General features: G+C 60.6%; 24 protein-coding genes and 1 other RNA gene. 12 read left to right on the top strand and 13 right to left on the bottom strand.

Translation table 11 applies throughout. From position 1 onward, the window contains the following. Positions 1-79: 79 nt before the first annotated feature. On the bottom strand, positions 80-454 hold the full coding sequence (locus HMPREF1546_RS08805; RefSeq protein ID WP_021749746.1) for a winged helix-turn-helix domain-containing protein: 375 nt from the start codon (positions 452-454) through the stop codon (positions 80-82). Positions 455-707: 253 nt separating this feature from the next. On the opposite strand from HMPREF1546_RS08805, the gene HMPREF1546_RS08810 reads away from it, so the two are divergent. Genes HMPREF1546_RS08810 through HMPREF1546_RS08825 form a run of 4 tightly spaced genes read left to right on the top strand, consistent with a single transcriptional unit; the run spans position 708 to position 2,715 of the window. Beyond that, on the top strand, positions 708-1,733 hold the full coding sequence (locus tag HMPREF1546_RS08810) for an aldo/keto reductase (protein WP_021749747.1): 1,026 nt from the start codon (positions 708-710) through the stop codon (positions 1,731-1,733). 15 nt (positions 1,734-1,748) lie between these two features. Then, the gene (locus HMPREF1546_RS08815; RefSeq protein WP_021749748.1) at positions 1,749-2,192 is read left to right on the top strand and encodes a hypothetical protein; all 444 of its coding nucleotides are present in this window, start codon (positions 1,749-1,751) and stop codon (positions 2,190-2,192) included. A gap of 39 nt (positions 2,193-2,231) precedes the next feature. After that, complete coding sequence (locus HMPREF1546_RS08820) at positions 2,232-2,465, top strand: hypothetical protein (protein WP_025545071.1); 234 nt, start codon at positions 2,232-2,234, stop codon at positions 2,463-2,465. A gap of 13 nt (positions 2,466-2,478) precedes the next feature. After that, positions 2,479-2,715: a hypothetical protein gene (locus tag HMPREF1546_RS08825; protein ID WP_021749750.1), complete on the top strand. Its 237-nt coding sequence runs from the start codon at positions 2,479-2,481 to the stop codon at positions 2,713-2,715. 139 nt (positions 2,716-2,854) lie between these two features. Here HMPREF1546_RS08825 and pckA read toward each other — a convergent pair whose 3' ends face one another. After that, a complete protein-coding gene (gene pckA, locus HMPREF1546_RS08830; RefSeq protein WP_021749752.1) occupies positions 2,855-4,462 on the bottom strand; it encodes a phosphoenolpyruvate carboxykinase (ATP) in 1,608 nt (535 codons plus the stop codon). A gap of 90 nt (positions 4,463-4,552) precedes the next feature. Further along, positions 4,553-5,419, bottom strand: a complete 867-nt coding sequence (rsmA, locus tag HMPREF1546_RS08835) for a 16S rRNA (adenine(1518)-N(6)/adenine(1519)-N(6))-dimethyltransferase RsmA (RefSeq protein WP_021751866.1) — start codon at positions 5,417-5,419, stop codon at positions 4,553-4,555. Between the two features lie 139 nt (positions 5,420-5,558). Between rsmA and HMPREF1546_RS08840 the strand changes: the two genes are divergently transcribed. Continuing rightward, positions 5,559-6,242 (top strand): YjjG family noncanonical pyrimidine nucleotidase, encoded by a 684-nt coding sequence (locus HMPREF1546_RS08840; RefSeq protein ID WP_051319996.1) that lies wholly within the window; start codon positions 5,559-5,561, stop codon positions 6,240-6,242. Positions 6,243-6,315: 73 nt separating this feature from the next. Here HMPREF1546_RS08840 and HMPREF1546_RS08845 read toward each other — a convergent pair whose 3' ends face one another. The 4 genes from HMPREF1546_RS08845 to HMPREF1546_RS08860 all read right to left on the bottom strand — a co-directional run bounded on the left by HMPREF1546_RS08845 (position 6,316) and on the right by HMPREF1546_RS08860 (position 10,532). Continuing rightward, positions 6,316-7,341 (bottom strand): G5 domain-containing protein, encoded by a 1,026-nt coding sequence (locus HMPREF1546_RS08845; protein WP_021749757.1) that lies wholly within the window; start codon positions 7,339-7,341, stop codon positions 6,316-6,318. A 347-nt stretch (positions 7,342-7,688) separates the two neighbouring features. Then, positions 7,689-7,883, bottom strand: coding sequence for a heavy-metal-associated domain-containing protein (locus HMPREF1546_RS08850; RefSeq protein ID WP_021749759.1), 195 nt, complete (start codon positions 7,881-7,883; stop codon positions 7,689-7,691). A gap of 15 nt (positions 7,884-7,898) precedes the next feature. After that, on the bottom strand, positions 7,899-8,249 hold the full coding sequence (locus HMPREF1546_RS08855) for a metal-sensing transcriptional repressor (protein ID WP_021749760.1): 351 nt from the start codon (positions 8,247-8,249) through the stop codon (positions 7,899-7,901). Between the two features lie 33 nt (positions 8,250-8,282). Then, positions 8,283-10,532, bottom strand: coding sequence for a cation-translocating P-type ATPase (locus tag HMPREF1546_RS08860; RefSeq protein ID WP_021749761.1), 2,250 nt, complete (start codon positions 10,530-10,532; stop codon positions 8,283-8,285). Between the two features lie 218 nt (positions 10,533-10,750). Here HMPREF1546_RS08860 and dpaL point away from each other — a divergent pair, with 218 nt between their 5' ends. Next, entirely contained in the window at positions 10,751-11,965 is a 1,215-nt protein-coding gene (dpaL, locus tag HMPREF1546_RS08865) for a diaminopropionate ammonia-lyase (RefSeq protein ID WP_036630583.1), read from the top strand. Positions 11,966-12,013: 48 nt separating this feature from the next. Here the strand turns inward: dpaL and HMPREF1546_RS18825 are convergent, their stop codons facing one another. The 5 genes from HMPREF1546_RS18825 to HMPREF1546_RS08880 all read right to left on the bottom strand — a co-directional run bounded on the left by HMPREF1546_RS18825 (position 12,014) and on the right by HMPREF1546_RS08880 (position 15,106). Beyond that, the gene (locus tag HMPREF1546_RS18825; RefSeq protein WP_021749763.1) at positions 12,014-12,433 is read right to left on the bottom strand and encodes a hypothetical protein; all 420 of its coding nucleotides are present in this window, start codon (positions 12,431-12,433) and stop codon (positions 12,014-12,016) included. 13 nt (positions 12,434-12,446) lie between these two features. Continuing rightward, complete coding sequence (locus tag HMPREF1546_RS08870; RefSeq protein WP_036630585.1) at positions 12,447-13,316, bottom strand: DUF4367 domain-containing protein; 870 nt, start codon at positions 13,314-13,316, stop codon at positions 12,447-12,449. A gap of 72 nt (positions 13,317-13,388) precedes the next feature. Continuing rightward, entirely contained in the window at positions 13,389-13,901 is a 513-nt protein-coding gene (locus HMPREF1546_RS08875; protein ID WP_021749765.1) for an RNA polymerase sigma factor, read from the bottom strand. Between the two features lie 445 nt (positions 13,902-14,346). Then, on the bottom strand, positions 14,347-14,520 hold the full coding sequence (locus tag HMPREF1546_RS18830; RefSeq protein WP_156909659.1) for a hypothetical protein: 174 nt from the start codon (positions 14,518-14,520) through the stop codon (positions 14,347-14,349). A gap of 109 nt (positions 14,521-14,629) precedes the next feature. Beyond that, positions 14,630-15,106: a helix-turn-helix transcriptional regulator gene (locus HMPREF1546_RS08880; protein ID WP_021749768.1), complete on the bottom strand. Its 477-nt coding sequence runs from the start codon at positions 15,104-15,106 to the stop codon at positions 14,630-14,632. A 655-nt stretch (positions 15,107-15,761) separates the two neighbouring features. Between HMPREF1546_RS08880 and HMPREF1546_RS08890 the strand changes: the two genes are divergently transcribed. The 4 genes from HMPREF1546_RS08890 (at position 15,762) to HMPREF1546_RS08895 (ending at position 17,310) form a co-directional block, all read left to right on the top strand. Next, complete coding sequence (locus tag HMPREF1546_RS08890) at positions 15,762-16,115, top strand: hypothetical protein (protein ID WP_021749771.1); 354 nt, start codon at positions 15,762-15,764, stop codon at positions 16,113-16,115. Positions 16,116-16,203: 88 nt separating this feature from the next. Further along, entirely contained in the window at positions 16,204-16,368 is a 165-nt protein-coding gene (locus tag HMPREF1546_RS19185; RefSeq protein ID WP_198016071.1) for a hypothetical protein, read from the top strand. Positions 16,369-16,383: 15 nt separating this feature from the next. Further along, an RNA gene (locus HMPREF1546_RS18335) (hammerhead ribozyme type II) lies at positions 16,384-16,449 on the top strand. Between the two features lie 21 nt (positions 16,450-16,470). Beyond that, entirely contained in the window at positions 16,471-17,310 is an 840-nt protein-coding gene (locus HMPREF1546_RS08895; RefSeq protein WP_021749773.1) for a hypothetical protein, read from the top strand. A 267-nt stretch (positions 17,311-17,577) separates the two neighbouring features. Here HMPREF1546_RS08895 and HMPREF1546_RS08905 read toward each other — a convergent pair whose 3' ends face one another. Continuing rightward, entirely contained in the window at positions 17,578-17,787 is a 210-nt protein-coding gene (locus HMPREF1546_RS08905; RefSeq protein WP_036630591.1) for a hypothetical protein, read from the bottom strand. Between the two features lie 131 nt (positions 17,788-17,918). Here HMPREF1546_RS08905 and HMPREF1546_RS08910 point away from each other — a divergent pair, with 131 nt between their 5' ends. Together HMPREF1546_RS08910 and HMPREF1546_RS08915 are read left to right on the top strand one after the other, a co-directional pair. Further along, entirely contained in the window at positions 17,919-18,143 is a 225-nt protein-coding gene (locus HMPREF1546_RS08910) for a helix-turn-helix domain-containing protein (RefSeq protein WP_021749776.1), read from the top strand. A gap of 19 nt (positions 18,144-18,162) precedes the next feature. Beyond that, positions 18,163-20,214, top strand: a complete 2,052-nt coding sequence (locus HMPREF1546_RS08915; protein ID WP_021749777.1) for a Mu transposase C-terminal domain-containing protein — start codon at positions 18,163-18,165, stop codon at positions 20,212-20,214. The last annotated feature ends 3 nt before the right edge of the window (positions 20,215-20,217 follow it).

A 20,217-nucleotide genomic window follows, 5' to 3' on the forward strand; every position in this document is an offset into this window, starting at 1 on the left:
GCCGCATAGGCTCCGGTCCCGTTTTCCTGTTCAGAGAGGATAACTCCTGGGCAGGCACGGCGGCTCACGCCGCACCGGGTCATGGCCGATGGTCCAGATCCCGGTAGAAGCGGAAGGCATCCTCGAATTTCCCCTGGGCGTAGGTGCCCACATCGGCGCAGTAGGCCTCATAGGCCGCCAGAAGGCGCTCCGCCTCCGGCGTCAGCACCGCGCCGCCGCCGTGGGCACCTCCGATGGTGGAGGAGAGCAGCTTGCACCCAAACACTGTCTCAGCTGTGCGGATGATACGCCACGCCTTGGAGTAGGCCATTTCCATAGAGGCGGCTCCGGCCCGGAGGGAGTGGTGCTCCCGCACCCGCTGCAGCAGGGTGGCGATGCCGGGGCCGAAGCAGCGCTGGTCATCGTCGCTGTAAATCCGCAGCGTCACTTTCAAATGGAGCTCATTCTGTGCCATAGGGCGCCTCCTCTGTTTCTGTCCCAATCCCCCGCCGGGACCGTCCGGACACCCATCCGGGGCCCGACCTGCCGGGCGAGACCCCAATAGGCTGAGGACAGGGGTGCCGGGGTCCCGGACGGGAGATCATGTCCCTCCGAAGCGATATTCTGCTTCTATCATATCACAGGATTTGCGGTTTGCAAACCTGGAAAAATGTGATACAATCCAATGCAGGGGAGTGACCCGCTCTGCGCGGGAAGGAGGAACTATTATGGAGAAAATCAGACTGGGCCGTACCGGCCTGCTGGTGACCAAGACGGCGTTCGGTGCCCTGCCCATCCAGCGGATTTCCAAGGCGGATGCAGTGAAGCTGGTCCGCCGGGCCTGTGAGGCGGGAATCAACTATTTCGACACCGCGAATATGTACACTGACAGCGAGGAAAAACTGGGAGAGGCCCTCCACGACGTGCGGCAGAACGTGGTGATTTCCACCAAGAGCGGTGGAGGAGACAAAAAGACGGTCCAGGCCCACATTGAGCAGAGCCTCCGCAGCCTGCGGACGGATTACATCGACCTGTTCCAGTTCCACAATCCGGCGGTGCTGCCGGATATCCATGACCCGGACGGGCCCTTTGCCGCCGCACTGGAGGCCAAGCAGAAGGGCTACATCCGCCACATCGGCATCACCAACCACCGGCTGAAGGTGGCCCACGAGGCCATTGAGTCCGGCAATTTTGAGACGCTGCAGTTCCCCTTCTGCTATCTGGCCACGGAGAAGGACCTGGAGCTGGTGAAGCTGTGCCGGGAGCACGACATGGGCTTCATCGCCATGAAGGGCCTCTCCGGCGGCCTGCTGAACAATGCGGAGGCCTGCTACGCCTTTATGCAGGAGCATCCAGACGTGGTGCCCATCTGGGGCATCCAGCATGAGTGGGAGCTGGACCAGTGGCTGGAGCTGACGGAGCGGAATCCCCGCATGACGCCGGAGCTCCAGGCGGTGATCGACCACGACCGGACGGAGCTGTCGGGGGACTTCTGCCGCTCCTGCGGCTACTGCCTGCCCTGCGCCGCCGGCATCGACATCCCCCAGGCGGCCCGGATGGCCCAGCTGCTGCGGCGGGCACCCTACAAGCCCTATCTGAGCGACGAGTGGCGGGAGAAGATGCACCAGATCAAAAACTGCATCCACTGCAACGCCTGCAAGTCCCGCTGTCCCTATGGGCTGGACACCCCGGCCCTGCTGCAGAAGCAGCTGGCGGACTACGACGCGTTTTACGCCGCCCATCACAACGACTGAAAAGGAGAACCCCAGATGCTCTTCCGCAATGAGGAGTCCAGCCTGAGGCTGGATATCGTGAACTATGAATTTCCGCCGGACGGCGGCGACCCCACCAGTGACGACCGGAACTGGCTGGTGCTCCGGGCCACCTGGAACAAGGAGGACGGAGACGTGGTGAAGGATTCCAACAGCTGCCTGCTGACCCACGAGCTCCAGAGCATGAGCGCCGGGCTGAAAGTGCTGAAGGCTGGAATCCGGGATGTGTACGTCAGTGACTTTCAGGAGAACTTTTATTTCTCCGTCGGCGCCCGGGCATTGGGAGACGGGACCTTTGAAGTGGTGGTGTCCTTCTATCTGCCCAACACCATGGACGGGGACGACACCGCTGAGATCACCTGCACCATGGACCAGAAGGAGATGGAGGCGCTGATCGGCGAACTGGACCGGCTCTGCGAAAAATTCCCGGATCGGACCTGAAAAACCCCGGAGCCCCGGTTGGAAAGAAGGTGAACAGGCTTGAACTATAAGACGAGCTATTGGCTGATGCGGATATTGGGCATCGGCGGCATTCTGGTGATGCTGATCGGCGGGATCACCGGCAGAACCGTCATCGGCGTGCTGGGCATCATCTGTGTGCTGGTTGGGACGCTTCAGATGAATTTCTTCTACCACTGCCCCCACTGCAAGCGGGATCTGCCCAAGCGGACCCTGCCCAAAACCTGCCCCTATTGCAAGAAGCCCCTGGACTGAACGGAGGGCGGCCATGGACTACAAGAAGAGTTATACGCTGCTGTGGGTGGGGCTGATTGCCGGATTCGTCCTGATGCTCATCGGCGTGTTTCTGGAGATTGGATGGCTGCTGTGGCCGGGAGCGGTGGTTGTTATGGCGGATGTTCTCCAGACGCTGCTGTTCTTCCGGTGTCCGTACTGCGGCGGACACTGGGATCCCCGGGGCGGCATTCCCCACTACTGCCCGGAGTGTGGGGAGTACATTCGGTAAAAATCCTGTCATACTGGCAAAACAAGGCCGCTCTGCGTTTGCAGAGTGGCCTTGCGGTTGTGTCGAACAAGCGGCAGCTCGTTCGACAAGATCAGGGCGCCGCTTCCGCGGCACCCTGATCCGGCTTTTCGTTTTTTACTTACTCCGCCTTGGGGCCGGCGGCTACCAGGGCCTTGCCCGCCTCGTTGGCGGCATACTTGGAGAAGTTCTTCACAAAGCGAGAGGCCAGATCCTTGGCTTTGGTATCCCACTCGCCGGCGTCCGCGTAGGTGTCCCGGGGGTCCAGGATGGCGGGGTCCACACCGGGAAGAGCGGTGGGCACCTCAAAGTTGAAGTAGGGGATGGTCTTGGTGGGAGCAGTCAGAATAGAGCCGTCCAGAATGGCGTCGATAATGCCGCGGGTATCCTTGATGGAGATGCGCCTGCCGGTGCCGTTCCAGCCGGTGTTCACCAAGTAGGCCTTGGCACCGGACTTCTGCATCTTCTTTACCAGCTCCTCGCCATACTTGGTGGGATGCAGCTCCAGGAAGGCCTGGCCGAAGCAGGCGGAGAAGGTGGGAGTGGGCTCGGTGATGCCCCGCTCGGTGCCGGCCAGCTTGGAGGTGAAGCCGGACAGGAAGTAGTACTGGGTCTGCTCCGGGGTCAGGATGGAAACAGGGGGCAGCACGCCAAAGGCGTCGGCGGACAGGAAGATCACATTCTTGGCGTCGGGTCCGGCGGACACGGGTCGCACGATCTTCTCAATGTGGTCGATGGGATAGGAAACGCGGGTGTTCTCAGTGACGGAGTCGTCGGCGAAGTCGCAGTGGCCGTTCTCGTCCACAGTCACGTTCTCCAGCAGGGCGTTGCGCTTGATGGCGTTGTAGATGTCGGGCTCGGCGTCCTTGTCCAGGTTGATGACCTTGGCGTAGCAGCCGCCCTCAAAGTTGAATACGCCGTTGTCATCCCAGCCGTGCTCGTCGTCGCCGATGAGCAGGCGTTTGGGGTCGGTGGACAGGGTGGTCTTGCCGGTGCCGGACAGGCCGAAGAACAGGGCGGTGTTCTCGCCGTTCATATCAGTGTTGGCGGAGCAGTGCATGGAGGCCATACCCTTCAGGGGCAGGTAGTAGTTCATCATGGAGAACATGCCCTTCTTCATCTCGCCGCCGTACCAGGTGTTCAGGATGACCTGCTCCCGGGAGGTGAGGTTGAAGATGGCGGCGGTCTCGGAATTCAGGCCCAGCTCCTGATAGTTCTCCACCTTGGCCTTGGCGGCGTTGTAGGAGATGAAGTCAGGCTCGAAGTTCTCCAGTTCCTCAGCAGAGGGCTGGATGAACATATTCTTGACGAAGTGGGCCTGCCATGCCACCTCCATGATGAAGCGGATGGCCATGCGGGAGTCGTGGTTGGCGCCGCAGAACACATCCATCACAAACAGGCGCTTGTTGGACAGCTGCTCCTGCGCCAGCTTCTTGCAGGCATCCCAAGCCTCCTGAGAGGCGGGCTTGTTGTCGTTTTTGAACTCGTCGGAGGTCCACCACACGGTATCCCTGGAGGTGTCGTCCATCACAATGAACTTGTCCTTGGGGGAGCGGCCGGTGTAGATGCCGGTCATGACGTTGACGGCCCCCAGGTCGGTGACCTGTCCCCTGTCATAGCCCTCCAGGCCGGCCTTGGTCTCCTCCTCAAACAGGAACTCATAGGAGGGGTTGCGGATAATTTCCGTGGTACCAGTAATACCATATTTACTCAGATCAATGGTTGCCATTTGAATGACCTCGTTTCTGAATAATCTTCCAGCCGGCGCGGCGGAGGGGCATTTTTCGTATCAATATCATACACGGTGCGGGAGATAAAGTCAATCTCCATCCGCCTCCCGCCCCAGCGCGGCGGAGAGGGCCGCGAAGTCCTCAAGCGTCAGCTGTTCCCCCCGGACGGCGGCAGGCAGGCCCATATCGGCGATGGCCTGTTGGATGGATTCCTTGGGAATCCCCGGCAGGGCGGCGGAGAGGCTGTTGGCCAGGGTCTTGCGCCGCAGCAGGAAGCCGCCCCGCATCACTTTGAAGAAAAAGCCCTCGTCCGCTACATCCACGGCGGGCCGCTCCCGTCGGACGCAGCGGATCACGGCGGAGGTCACCTTGGGAGCGGGGAGAAACTTCTCCGGCGGCACGTCGAACAGCAGCTCCGGCTTCATGTAGTACTGGAGGAACAGGGAGAAGGAGCCGCCCTCAGAGGAGCCCTGTGGGGCGCACAGCCGCCGGGCTACCTCCCGCTGGATCATCACCGTGAAGGCAGTAAAGCAGGGGGACTCCACCAGCTTTTCCAGAATGGGAGAGGTGACGTTGTAGGGCAGGTTGGCGCAGACTATAGGCGTGAGGCCCTGGAACTTCTCTGCCGCGATGGCCGTGAGGTCCAGTTTCAGCACGTCCCCCGGCACGACCTCCACATTCGGATAGGGGGCCATGGTCTCCGCCAGCACCGGCAGCAGGGCCCGGTCCAGCTCCACGGCCACCACCTTCCCGGCCCGCTGGGCCAACTCCGCCGTCAGGGGGCCGATGCCCGGGCCGATCTCCAGCACGCCGCAGCCTGCGTCCGCGCCGGAAGCCTCTGCGATCCGGCGGGGCACCTCCGGATCAATCAAAAAGTTCTGTCCCATGGATTTGGAGAAATGGAACCCATGCCGGGCCAGCAGGTCCCGGATGGTGTTGTAGTCACAGAGATTCATACCTGATCCCGCCTTTCTTCAGCAGTATATCAAATTTTTGCGGGGCTGCCAACCCCATCCCGGCGAGGGAATGGTCCTTGCAAAATACCGCCTGATCCGGTAAACTGGTGGCATCAAAAAATCCCCAGGAGGGATGCAGATGCGATTCATTTTTCTGGACCTGGACGACACCATTCTGGACTTCCACCGGGCGGAGCGGCAGGCGCTCTCCCAGACCCTGCGGCACTTTCATGTAGACCCCACGGACGCCGTTCTGGACCGTTATCACGTCCTGAACCGCCGACAGTGGGAGTTGCTGGAAGAGGGGAAGCTGACCCGGCCCCAGGTGTTGGTCCGGCGGTTCCAGCTGCTGTTTGATGAGCTGGGGGTCCGTGCTGCTCCGCAGGAGGTCTGCCAGCTTTATGAGGAACAACTGGCCCAGGGCCACTTCTTCGTGCCCGGCGCCCAGGAACTGCTGGAGGCCCTGCACACAAGATATGAGCTGTATCTGGCCACCAACGGCACTCCCGAGGTCCAGAACAGCCGGATCGAGAGCGCAGGCATCGCCCGCTATTTCCAAAACATCTTCATCTCCGAACAGATGGGGGCCTATAAGCCCAGCCCGGCCTTCTTCCACGCCTGCTTTGCGGCGATCCCGGACTTTGATGCGGCGGAGGCCATGATGGTGGGGGACAGCCTGACCTCCGACATCCGGGGCGCCCGGAACGTCGGCCTGCGGTCTTGCTGGTACAATCCCCAGTACCTGCCGCCCCGGCCGGACATCCCGGCGGATTATACCATCGGGGCCCTGCCGGAGCTTCCGCCCCTGCTGGAGCGGCTGTGAGCGCGATTGAAAAGAGGTCCCCCGCCAAAAGCGGGGGACCTCTTTTCAGAATGTGCCTCTGCGGGCAGTTTCATCACTCCAGGATATAGACATTGCACGTCCGCCGTCCGAAGTTGATGCACTGCTGATAGGTGTCGTAGTACAGGTCCACGATATTTCCCCGCACGCCGGTATCCGCCGCCACGGCGGTGCCGTAGACCACGGAGCCGTCGGCCGCCACGATATACATCTTAGTGCCCAGGGGGATAACGTTCTTGTCCACAGCCACGGTGCCCACCTTGACCAGAGTGCCGGTGGCGGTGGTGTAGTCAGCGCCGCCGTGGCCCGCGGTGTAAGCGGTGGCGGTCATGGACTTCACGCCGGAGAAGTTCAGAGTGGTGCCGTCTGTCAGGGTCAGGATGCCGCTGCCGTCGGCGTTTTTAGAGACGCTGGCGACGCCCGCCCTGGTGGAGGCGACGGCGGTGCCGTACTCCACGACTTCATTCACGGCGGTGCTCTCCAGCTCCTCCACGAACTGGCGGGAGATCTCCTCGCCGCCGGACCAGACCACCTCGTAGATGGAGGTGCGGACGCCGTCGGCGCCCTCCTGGACCACCTTCTCCGTGCCCTTGGGCAGGGAGGGATTGGCCACCCGCACTGTCTCGTAGGTGGCGGGCTCCTCCACTTGGTCGTAATAGGTCAGCTCGGAGGCAATGGTCAGCTCGGCGCTGTCCTCGTCCAGATCCACGGCTACCATCTCCAGGGGACTGGGGGTGATGTGGAGCCGTTCCAGCAGCTCTGCCACAGTCTCGCTGCGGGCCTTGGCGGTGACGGTGCTGCCGTCGTGCGTGACCGTGACCTCCTGTCCGGCGGTCAGGGACATGTCATAGCCGCTCTGGCCGCTGGAGAGGTACACCAGCTGAGAGGACATCTCGCCCTCCCGGACTTCCTCCTCGTTCAGCACGATGGCGGCGTCCTCCGGACCGGTGAGAATATACACGGCGTTTGCGTGATCGGTGACGATCCAGCTGGTGCAGACAACGGCGGCCAGCACAAAGAGCTGCAGACCGAACCGGGCCTTGAGGCTGTGCAGCTTTTTCTCAAAAGCATGTGTGTTCAAAATCAGATACCTCCTCAGAAAAGGTCTTCCATGCCAGTCTTCCCTGGTTTTGGAAGGTCTATACCTCGGTGTTTTCCTGAATGAAAACAACTTGTAACTTTTGTTACCGATTGGAAAACTGGGGTTAGTATACACCGGCTTCCCACTTTTGTCAAGTTTTTGTGGGGGTTACGGTGTTATGTCTCCCACTTTGCAGAAAAACAACGCGGCCGAGCTGTGCAAAAGTCTGGAGAAAAAATAAAAAAAGTAACAAATTGGTGACATAAAACCGACGCAAAAAGACAGACCCCGCGCCTGTCTGTTCAGACGCGGGACCTGTTGGGGAACCCCCTCTGTTTTCAAGGGATTCAGCGGACCTCCGGCGTGAAGCCCAGATCCTCCAGCTCGCTGACGGCTGTCTTGACGCAGTTGTCACAGCCGTCGACGGTGACAGTCTTGGTGTCCAGAGAGACAGAGAACTTCAGCTCCGCGGCGGTGAGGGCGTTGGTGATGCGCTTGACGCAGTTCTCACACATCATATCAGGGACAGAAATCGTAGTCATATTGAGTGCTCCTTTTCATTTCATCAGTTTTTGAATGGTGACCAGAAGGTCGTCCACGACCTCCAGATGTCCGTTTTGGATGTCCTGCACCACGCAGGAGTGAATATGGTTGCTGAGCAGCTCCCGGGAAAAGGCGTTCAGCGCCGACTGGATGGCGGAGACCTGGGTGAGGATGTCCGTGCAGTAGCACTCTTTTTCCACCATGCCCCGGACGCCTCGGACCTGGCCTTCGATCCGGTTCAGCCGCCGGATCAGGGAGTCGTACTCCGGGGCCTCCCGGTGCTTGTGGCGGCAGGGACAGCCTGCCGCTGTCTCCTCCGCCGGTGCCTCGGCGGCGGGGACTGCCTGCAAAGTCTGATCTTCCATATAGAATACTCCTTTTTCCCGTTTCCCGTCAAATCACAGTTTGGCCCGGCCCAGCCGCAATGCGTTGCCTACCACGCAGACGGAGCTGAGGCTCATGGCCGCCCCCGCGAACATGGGGGACAGCAGAGGGCCGCCGAAGGCGAACAGCAGGCCCGCCGCGATGGGGATACCGATGGTGTTGTAGCAGAAGGCCCAGAAGAGATTCTGCTTGATGTCCCGCAGGGTCAGCCGGGAGAGCCGGATGGCCCGGGGCACATCCTGCAGGTCCGAGCGCATCAGCACAATGTCCGCGGACTCGATGGCGATGTCGCTGCCGCTGCCGATGGCGCAGCCCACGGTGGCGGCGGTGAGGGCCGGGGCGTCGTTGATGCCGTCGCCCACCATCATCACCTTGCGGCCCTGAGACTGGAGCCGCTCCACCACGCCGGCCTTCTCCTCTGGCAGCACCTCGGCGATGACTTCGTCCACACCCACCAGGGAACCGATGTGCTCCGCCGCCGCCCGGTTGTCGCCGGTCAGCAGCACGGTCCGGATGCCCTGCCCGCGCATTTTCTGGATGGCGGCGGCGCTGGTCTCTTTCACCGGATCGGCCACAGAGATCAGGCCCAGCAGGGTGCCGCCCCTGGCGAAGTACATGGGGGTCTGGCCCTGGGCGGAGAGGCGCTCCGCATCAGATGCCAGAGAGGAGACGTCCACGCCGTGCTCCTCCAGCAATCGGCGGTTGCCGGCCAGGACGGTCTCGCCGCCCAGCACGGCCTTCAGGCCCCGGCCAGACAGGTTCTCAAAGCTCTCCGGCCGGGCGGTGCCGCCGTAGCCATGCTCTTGGGCGTAGGCGGTGATGGCGGTTGCCAGGGGATGGGCGGACACCGCCTCCACCGCCGCCGCGGCGGACAGCAGGTCGGATGCCTCACACCGATGGGGTAGGACCTCCGTCACGGCGGGGGTGCCCTCGGTGACGGTGCCGGTCTTGTCCAGCACCACCGTGTCCACGCTGTGGGTGATCTCCAGAATCTCGCCGGAGCGGATCAGGATACCATGCTTGGCCCCCAGGCCCGTGCCTACCATGATGGCGGTGGGAGTTGCCAACCCCAGGGCACAGGGGCAGGCGATGACCAGCACCGATGTGAACACCCGCAGCACAAAGGAGAAGGGCTGCCCGGCGATGGCCCAGATGACGGCGGCCAGCAGCGCGATGCCCATGACCACCGGCACGAACACACCGGCCACTTTGTCGGCGGTCTTGGAGATCGGGGCTTTCCGGCCCTGGGCGTCCTCCACGAACCGGATGATGCGGGAGAGGGTGGAGTCGTCGCCGGTACGGGTCACCTGGACGTACAGCACGCCGTTCTCATTGACGCTGCCGCCGATGACTTCGCTGCCCACGGCCTTCTCCACCGGCAGGCTCTCGCCGGTGAGCATGGCCTCATTGACGCTGCTCTCGCCCTGGGTGACGGTGCCGTCCGCCGGGACCCGGGCGCCGGGCTTCACCAGCACCACGTCGCCCACCTTCAGTTGGCTGGTGGGCACCTCCCGGCCCGTGTCCGCCAGGATGGCGGTGTCCGGGGACAGCTGCATCAGGGCGGTGATGGCGCCTTTGGTCTTCTGCATATTCCGGCTCTCCAGAAACTTGCCCAGGGACACCAGAGTCAGCACCACGGCGGCGGACTCATAATAGAGATTGTGGACGTAGCTGGGATCGTCGGAGATCAGAAAGGTCATCACCAGGCTGTACGCAAAGGAGCAGCCGGAGCCGATGGCCACCAGGGAGTCCATGTTGGGGTTGCCGTGGAAGAGGGACTTGAGGCCCCCTTGGAAGAAGTTCCGGCCGCAGTACAGCACCGGCACGGCCAGGATCAGCTGCAGCACCGCAAAATTCATGGGATGGGTGTGCATGGAGAAGAGGTCCGGCAGGGGCAGAGCTGGCAGCCCGAAGGGCAGCATCTGCCCCATGGACACATACAGCAGCACCGCGGAGAACACCGCCGCCGCGATCAGCTCGATCTTCCGCCGCTTCAGGGCGGCGGTCTCTGCATCCTCAGCATTCTGGACCGTGGCGGGGGCCGGGTGCTCCAGGTGCAGGGCGGCGCCGAAGCCTGCCTTCTCCACCTTGGCCACGATCTGCTCCTGGGTGCATTGACTTTCATCGTATGCAATGGTCATGATACCGGTGGTGAGATTCACCTCGCTGCGCTCCACGCCGGGCAGCTTCCGGGTGACCCGCTCCACGGACGCGCTGCACGCGGCGCAGTGCATCCCGGAGATGTCGTATTTTTCTTCTCGCATAGGAACCTCCAATCTGCCGGAGAGATACCCTCCGGGGGTATTCTTTCTGAGATCTACTATATACCCCTAGGGGGTATTTGTCAAGGGGGGAATTTTCGGCTGTGAAAAAATGCCGTGGAATCCGGAAAACCCCTTGACAACCGGGGGAACTATGGTATGATGAATATGAAATCTAACAAAAAATTTGTGAAACTAAAAAATTTTGTATGGTGAGGATTATGAGAGATTCGATCAAATGGGTCGCCAATCGGATGCCCAAGAGCGACGACCGGCAGCTTTCCATCATGTCCCTGGGGAACGTGGCCAAGGCTCGATTCTTCCACAGCAGCTTTCCCCAGTATTCCATCACGCCTCTGGCCCGGCTGGACGGCATGGCCAAGTACCTGGGCCTGGGCGACCTGTTCGTGAAGGATGAGTCTTTCCGCTTCGGCCTCAACGCCTTCAAGGTGCTGGGCGGCTCCTTCGCCATGGCCCGGTACATCGCCAAGGAGATGGGCAGGGACGTCAGCGAGATGACCTACGACTACCTGACCAGCGAGGCATTCCGCCAGGAGTTCGGCCACGCCACCTTCTTCACCGCCACGGACGGCAACCACGGCCGGGGCGTGGCCTGGGCGGCTCACAAGCTGGGCCAGAAGGCAGTGGTCCACATGCCCAAGGGCTCCAGCCAGGCCCGGTATGAGAATATCGCCAAGGAGGGCGCCCAGGTCACCATCGAGGAAGTCAACTACGACGACTGCGTCCGCATGGCCGCGGCGGAGGCCGCCGAGACCAAGCACGGCGTGGTGGTGCAGGACACCGCCTGGGAGGGGTACGAGGAGATCCCCGCCTGGATTATGCAGGGCTACGGCACCATGGCCAACGAGGCGGCGGAGCAGCTGCGGCAGGTGGGGATCAACCGCCCCACTCACGTGTTCGTGCAGGCCGGTGTGGGTAGTTTGGCCGGAGCAGTGATCGGATATTTCACCAATCTGTTTCCCAACGATCCTCCCACCTTCGTGGTGATGGAGGCCCGGGCGGCAGACTGCCTGTACCAGGGCGCCCTGGCAGGGGATGGACAGCCGAGGATCGTGGAAGGCGATCTCAAGACCATCATGGCGGGCCTGGCCTGCGGAGAGCCCAACATCCTCTCCTGGGACATTCTGCGCAACCATGTCTCCGCCTTCGTCTCCTGCCCGGACTGGGTCAGCGCCCGGGGCATGCGGATGCTGGGCGTGCCGGTGAAGGGCGACCCCACGGTGATCTCCGGCGAATCCGGCGCGGTGGGCATGGGCCTGATCGCGGCCCTGATGGAGACGGACGAGTACCAGGACCTGCGGGAGGCCATCGGCCTGGACCGGTTCAGCCAGGTGCTGCTGTTCTCCACGGAGGGCAACACGGATCCCATGAAGTTCCGCAAGGTGCTGTGGGACGGCGAATATCCGACGGTGTAAAAAAGAATAAAAAAGAATCGGGGGAAGCATTGCTTCCCCCGATTTATTTTAAGCAGTAATTACTCGAGTATCACTGTAAAGTGTTTCGCTTCCACTACTATCTTTTGCATACAAGGCGACAGTGGCATAATATTTTGTACCAGAATCCCCATAATAAGTTATCTTACGATAAGCAGCGTCTGTGTTTGTATCAATTAGCCCGCTACTGTAAGTCCTGACAATTTCATAATCTCCATTCGACTGCTCTTCCCAAATATAGATTGCCTTGGCGCCGAGTTCGCTCATTTTATGAGTAGCCCCAATATCAAATTCGACAATAAATTTTCCGTTTCCTTGAGGAGTTGCCCAGACTTCAGTAACCGCGAAAAAGTCACTGGCTCGTGTAGAGGCATGTGCGACTGAAACTATACTAAAGAGAAGAAGAGTCGATAAAAAAAGAGAAAAAATGCGAGTTATTGTCCGTTTCACAGATACTGACTCCTTAATAAATAGAATCAACCATCTTTTCCAAGTCCGCTATTGAAAGATTTCCTTGGATTAGAACTTCGGCATTTTCATTCACCCAAGTAACACTATAAATTTCGTTGTTATTCATTAGATAGTGCATGATATTACCTGCCGAGTATTCTATCATAGTTTCATCACTTTTTTGATATATACTAGCATATTCTTCAGGGAGAACATTATATAAAACAACTCGTATTGAAAACGAGGCATTATCAGTTTTGTATGTCCCTTGAAGCCGAATCCCATTTGAGCGTTCAATAACACTAATTTCGCCATCTGATACTGTACCTTCAGGGGCCCAGTTAGGGATTAAAGGTAAATCAGTCTCTAATGAAACAGCAAACCTCAGCCTTTGATACGGATCATCCTGCGGCGCTTCCGCTTCCTCCTGCCCCGGCGTCACAAATCCAAAGGTCTCCGCGGTCCAGTCCGCGAACGCCTGGAGGAGGTCGAACCCAAAGGCGGAGGCAGCGCCGCACAGAATCACAATGCACGCGGCCGTGATGACGGCTGCCCGCAGAATCCGGCGGCTTTTCTTTTTGGGGGAAGGGGAGGTGATTTGGTCAAGATGGGATGAGTCACGTTCCGGGAGGACCTCAGTCTCATAGGCAGAAGCCTGTCCTTGATAATTTTCCTTGAAATCCCGCCATGCGGCGTCCACGTCGACCTCCGCCGCCGGGGGATTCGCATCCCGCTGCTTCATCACCTCCATAATCGCCATGATGTAGTCCACGTCCGGCTCACCGCCGTCCGCAGCCGTGAATTCCTGCTGGAGCAGAGCCTCCAGCTCTTCGGTGCGCATTTGTTCCAGGAAAGGATACGCCGTATTTCGATCTGATGGCATCTCCGGGAACCTCCTCTGTATCTATAATGACCGTTTCGGCCCCGCTTGTTCACAGGGGCGGCGAAAAAACTTTTAGTGCCGGTTCCACTGTTTGACGAACCGCTCCTTTGAACGCTTGACCCGCATGGCCAGGGCGGACTTCTTCAACCCCATCTCCCGCGCCAGCTCCTCGTAGGTGTACTTCTCCAGATAGAGCTTCCGCAGGATCTCGTACTCCTCCGGCGTGAGGATGCTGGTGATCTCCGCCCGCTGCTGGAAATCATCCTCTGGAGAAGCGGGCATCTCACCGGCGGCCCGGATCAGGTGCTTCCGCCAGAAGCGGTCCTCTTTCAGGAGCTCTAGGACCTTATAGCGCAGGACCCGGTACAGCCATCCCGTGGGCGAGGCGCTGCTCCAAAGATCTGCCTGATGCTCCCAAGCGAAGGCGAACAGCTCCTGCACCACCTCTTCCGCACGCCCGGCGACGGAGACGTACCAGCTTCCGCCAGTCCGCAGGGCGATCTCCGCACAGCGGAGCAGGTCCGGATACAGCTTCCGGTAGAGGGCTTCAAATCGCGGTTCATCAAAAGAATCGTTATGCGCCATAGGCGTCCCCCTTCTCTTTCTATCTATCGGGGTGCCGCGCCGCTGTAAACAGACAAGATAACTGAGAAACGCGGGAAAGGGCGGGATGTGACGGGAGGAAACGGGAAAAGCGAGGATTTGCAAGGGATTCAGGCGGTACGAGGCGGGATGCCAGCGGCGAATTTCTCAAAAAACATGAGAAAAACGAGACCACTTTTTCAGCGTCGGGGATCCGGCGCTTTTTTCGTGCCCAGGATGCGGCGGCAGGCGGCGGAGCGAAAAAAAGGAACAGGCCCGGATCCCCTGTGGCGGTAGGGATCGCAGACCTGCTCCTTTGACAGTAGGCGGGGCGGGCGAAGCTGAACAATTGAAGAAGGAATTGCTATGGAAGGCAAAGCCGCCCCGTGAGAACAGTATAACAGCAGTCCGGCAGAAAAGCAAGAGGGCGGAGCGTGCTAACGGAGCGTTACAGCGTGCAAAAACGCGCGGCGGCCACCAGCGGGAAACGCCGACACGCCAAGGGATCGCGGCCATGCACGGCCGTTTTTCCCAGCGCGCGCAGAGCGTGCAAGGCGCGGACTAGAACGGTGGAAAATAGTCTAAAAGCAATGTGACATTTTTGAATAAACTTAATTTTCATGTCACATTGCTACTCCCGCAATAGTTTCCGAGATCGGTGACAAGCGAAAATGACTCACAAACAAAGTGACAAAAAATGATTTAGAACTAAACAGAAACGGCGAAAAAAATTAGGCGGTTTCGGTGTGGGCATTCCGGCCCTCACCGGGGCCGCTTTGTATTGCCGCTCCCTCCTCGGTATAAGCGGAGGAGAAAAAGCCCCTTTCCCCTTCTACATGCCGCTGGTATTTGAAAAAGACATAGTCATAGACTTCATGACGGTGCATAGGCGGGAGCAGCCGATACATCGCAACCACATCGGCCTCCTCGTCGGTCAACGGCGATTCATCACAGATAAGCCCCTGTTCCTTTTTGTAAGAAGTAAGTTTATCGCCGCTCGCATCAACGTGTGGACTCTTTAACTCCAGGAGGTAATCAGCTGATACCTCGAAAATGCGGGAAAGTGTAGCGAGAGCGGTATACCCTGGCTTGCTTTTTCCAGTCTCCCAATCTCCAACGTTTCCAGGAGATACACCTATTGCTTTAGCAAGTTGCGCCTGGGTCATGCCCTTTTTTGCACGCAATTCTTTCAACAGAACATTGAACATAGACTCCTCCACTCGATTTTGCGATTATTTCAACCGCAAAACTATTGACTTACTCTTAAATGCGAGTTATACTACAATTACGATTTAACCATAAATCAAAAAAAATATACCACACCGCAGGCAAAAAGGAAAGAGCAGAAGGGGGATAGGTATAGAAGGAAGCTGCGGTAGAGTAAAAGCGAGCGGCGAGGGCTTTCACCCCCTTTCAATTATTTAGTTTGAAGCATTTCAATTTTAGTACCCGGTGCTCTTTTGGCACCATACATCATTTCGATGTGCTCCCGCACCCCTCCCGGGCTCCCAGCCCATGAGAGACGATACACGGGATTTCCTCCGGCCGGGCGAGAGACAAACTCCGCACGACACGCATCGCCGTCTATCAGGCCATACATGAGCGTCCATCTCATGACATGGCCCTCCAGGTGAGGCAACGGAGAAAACGACCATATCCCATTACGCTGGCAAAAGCGAATGAGAGTCTTCAAAGATTTTACTTTTTTCATTTCAGGCAGCCCTCGCCGCCCGCTTTTACTCTACCACACCTTCCGCCGGATGAAAAGCAGCAGATCAAGCGCAGAAGCGCGGGAACAAGTACATACAAGCGTCATGGGGCGTGAGCCAGCGGCGGGGCGTTTTCAGAAAAGGAGACGCGCCAATGGATAAGACAACTAAGATCCTGCTGGACTACACCAGCGGGAAGACCCCCCTGGAAGAGACCAATCACGCGCTGGAGGACGCCGGCTCCGATATCCAGCTGAACCCGGCAAAGAACCTGTTCACACCGGAGGAGCTTCTGGCAACGCACACCGGCGAGACGCCGGAGGAGGCGGAAGGCTACGGCCTGCTGGACACCGGAACCGGGAGCATGGAAAAGGTCCATGTGACGGCGGGCGTGCTGGACAGCGCCGTCAACGAGGTCCTGCCCGACGGCGGGACGAACATGACCGCCTACGTGCTGATCGGCGGGCAGAGGTACGAGGTGAAGGGCGCCGCCCTGACCGCGTGCTGACCCCAGCCGCCAGCGGCGGCAGAGCTTAGAAACCATACACAGCTCCGCCGCTGGCTCACGTCCCATGACGCGGGAAGAGGAGGCAGGCATGAGACACGGAAAGAAGCCGACCAGGAAGCAGAAGATCCGGCTGGGCCGGGTGGGCCTCTCGCCGGAGAACTGGCTGATCGTGCGGGAGAAGCCCAGCGGGGAGCTGGTGATCCTGCACAAGCACACGGACCGGATCCGGGTGATTCCGTCCGGGGTGGGCTGAAAGAGAGTTCACATAAGCCGAAACGCCCTCCGGGGCGTCATCGGGGGGAGCCCTCCCCCGGTCTGAAGATGGCAGGGCACGAAGAAAGGAAGGCACAGGAGCATGAGAAAGGTCAAGAAGATCAACGGGTATCTGGTGGTCCGGTTCAACGAGCGGGAGAAGCAGGGATACCCTCAGCTGGGCAGCTTCGGCGTCATTGACGCAGAGATGTACACGGGATGCATCGACACAGACCTGGGGGCAATGGAATACGAGGACGCCGACACGCTGGAGGTTGCCGTAGAGCAGGCCCGGGGCCTGGAGTCGGAGCAGGATTACAGCGGCGATCCGCCGGTCTGCACGCTCATTGTGGAGGCCGCAGACGAGACAACGGAGGAGGAAGTGGATCCGCAGCTGATGATCGCCGGCTTTGAGAACAGCCTGCAGGAGCAGGCGGCGCACGGCTGCAGGGATGTGGACGCACGGACGGCGGCGCACGAGCTGTACGGCTACAAGGCCGCACTTCGGGACCTGGGCCTGCTGGAACCGGAGGAGGTGCGGGCGCACATCTGCGACCACGTGTGCCCGGCGCCCCAGGAGGCCCGGGATCAGGAGGAGCTGGACCGCATCTGTGAGAGCTGCGAGCGGTTCGAGCCGCCGAGGGACACCTTCCGGCACCTGGACCCGGCCCTGCGGGGCGCCCCGCCCGTGCGGGCCGCCTACCGTCTGGGGCTGGCACTGGAGCGAGACTGCCCGGACAATGACTGCCGGGTCTACCGCAACATCTTCCGCACAGCCCGGGAGCTGGACACGGCGCTGGACGGGCTGGACGAGGACGGCGCCCCGGCGCTGTACCTGCGGAAGGCCCTGCGGGAGCGGGTGTCCGAGCTGAAGGAGATGTACACGGAGAACCATGCGGTCCGCAAATATCGCGGAGCGTGTGCTGGAGGGGGCGCATTATGACTGGACTAGAGCTGCTGAGGACCACTGACACCACGGTGGAAGAGATCGCGGACATCATCTCCGAGCACTGCCCTCCCGTCACCCCCGGCAGCTGCGACCAGCTCTCCTGCCGGGCCTGCTGGCTGGCGTGGCTGACCGCAGGAGAGCCACCAAAAGAAAAGGGACCGTCCGACAAACGGACGGCCCCGGGCGAGGAAGGGCTGCATCCCAACCTCACCGAGTACCTGCGAATGGAGAGGCGGACCCAGCGCGAAACCAAGCAAATCCTCAATCGGCTTGCTCGACATGAACCTGGGTCACAATGTCCACATACTCCTCAAGACGGCGAAGCAGGAACTCCTTGAATTTCTCACGGTCGAGAACGCCATTCTCAGCGAGAAAATCAACGAGCGCCCAAAATTCCGGGGAGTTTGTGAGCCGCTTCTCAAGCACAGCATCGGCAAAGTCGTTGCCGGATCTCAGCTTGAAATCATCCATCACAGTCACCCCCTCTCCGGGCCGGCAGGCCCTAGCTCCATTATACAGGACGGGAGCGGGGATGAAAAGAGCGCAGCAGGGACAAGGAAAATGAGAAAGAGCGGCCCGGGCGCCCGGGCAGGAGGAGAGACATGAGACAACAGAACAAGCGGCTCACCCCCTTCGGGCGGCTGGTAAGCAAGGCGCTGATCGACCGGGACATGACGCGGAGGGCGCTGGCGGCGGCAGTGGGGATCAGCCCGCAATATCTAAGCTATATTTTGAACGGAACGCGGTCCGGGAAGCGGTACATCGAAGCCATCGCGCAGGTGCTGGAGCTGGACCAGAAGCAGGTCGGGAAGACCACGGCGGCCTGACGGCAAAGGGGGGAGACAGGTGCAGGAGACATATATCACGTTGGAAGAAGCCGCCCGCTTTGAGGGAATTAAATACAATACACTTATTCAAAGGATGAAGCGCAATCCGGCGCGGTACAAGACGCGGACGGAGGCCCGGGAGGGCGGCGGGAAGGAGCTTGTGCTCCTGTCCACGGCGAGCCTGAGCCAGAAGGGGCGGCGGGCCTACCGGGCGCAGATCCGGGCCATGGCGGAGCCGGAGGAGGCGGGAGAGGCGGCGCCCTGGTACGTGGAAGCGGACCTGGGGAGCTTCATCGAGCAGCACAAGCGGGCGTACTACGAGGCGGTGGAGCTGGCGCGGCGGGTGCAGGAGTTCATCGACTACACCGGCCCGGAGCGGACGGCCCACGCGGAGCGGCTGGCGGTGAGTCTGGGCGTGAGCCCGCAAACCCTGTACCGCTACACGCAGAGCGTGCAGGAGGCCGGCGTCTGGGCGCGGAAGCTGGAGGAAGCGGACGGGCACGGCCGGGACTACTTCCGGGCGCTGGCGCTGTGCCGGAAGCCCCGGGAGAAGGCCACGTTCCCCAGCCTGACGGAGGAGCAGAAGGCCATCATCCAGAACATCTGGTTCGACCGGGACTTCGCGGACAACGGCTGCACGGTGGAGATGCTGTACGAGGCGTTCCAGCAGCAGGGCGCGGCCCGCGGCTGGGAAAGCGTGCCGAGCTGCAAGACAGTGGGGCGGTATGTGCGGCACCTGATGGAGCTGCCCGCGGCGGAGAGCGCCCGGTATCTGGCGGCGAACGGGCTGCGGGAGTGGAAGAACAAGAAGGAGATCAAGGGCAAGCGGAACAGCAGCACGCTGGAGGTGATGGAGTATCTGGTGGCGGACGCGCACACGTTCGACGTATGGGTGTCGTACACGACGCCCAACGGGAAGCAGAAGGCCATCCGGCCGGTGCTGGTAGCCTGGGAGGACATGAAGACGCGGCGGCTGCTGGGCCCGATCCTGTGCGAGCACTCCAACACGCAGATCGTGAAGGAGTCGTTCATCAAGGCGTGTTACGACGGGGGCGCAGTCCCCAAGCATGTACACACGGACAACGGCAAGGACTTCGCCAACCTGGAGACGCTGGGACAGGACCGGAGCATCCGGGCCATGGACCGGGCGGCTATGGATGCGGAGATGAAGGGCTTCTATCTGGCAATGGGGGCGAAGGACTGGTCCCGCTCCCTCCCCTTCCAGCCCTGGGACAAGCTGATCGAGCGGGCGTTCGGAACATTCTGCAAGCGGTATTCCCGGAAATTCAAGGCGTACACGGGGACCCTGACGGGGAGCCGGACGGACGCGAAGCGGAAGAAGGACATCGACGGGATGCTGGAGCGGGGCGAGCTGCTGACGCTGGAGGAGTTCTACGGGCTTCTGGTGGAGTTCCTGGAGACATGGTACGACAGGCACGAGCACCAGGGGCTGAAGGCGGCGGGAGAGCGGTGGACCAAGCCGGCGGAGCTGTGGGAGCACGCGCCGCACTATGAAAAGGCCGTGCCGCCCCGGGAGTACGCCCTGATGCTGCTGATGAAGCCGGGGCGTGCGAAGGTGAATAGCCAGGGCATCCGGCGGAACAACCTGCTCTACACGGCGGACGAGCTGTGCCACTATGTAGACAAGTGGGTGAACATCCGCTGGGATCCGGAGGACGTGACGCGGCTGTACGTGTACGACAAGGACGGCCGCCGGATCTGCGAGGCACGGACGGCGGAGCTGCTGGAATTTGGAGACCGTGTATCCGAGGAGGCGCTGGAGGCGCTGCACAAGCGGAAAAAGCGGCAGCTGCGCGGGACCCGGGAGTTTCTGGACCAGATGCAGACCCCACCGGAGGCGCGGGGGCTGTGCGGGCCGCAGGCCACGGCCGGCAAGCTGGACCTGACCATCGGCCACACGGCGCGGCCGAAGGTGGTGAGCCTGCCGGTGGACAAGGAGTTCCGCGGGACAATGGCCCCGAAGAAGCAGAAGGCGGGCGGCAGCGGCGGCGCGTTCCTGGACACGAAGGCCGGGGCGGCGCTGAAGCGGCTGAAAGCCATGAACGAATGACAG

It is taken from the genome of Oscillibacter sp. KLE 1745 (assembly GCF_000469445.2).
Taxonomy (GTDB): Bacteria; Bacillota; Clostridia; order Oscillospirales; family Oscillospiraceae; genus Oscillibacter; species Oscillibacter welbionis.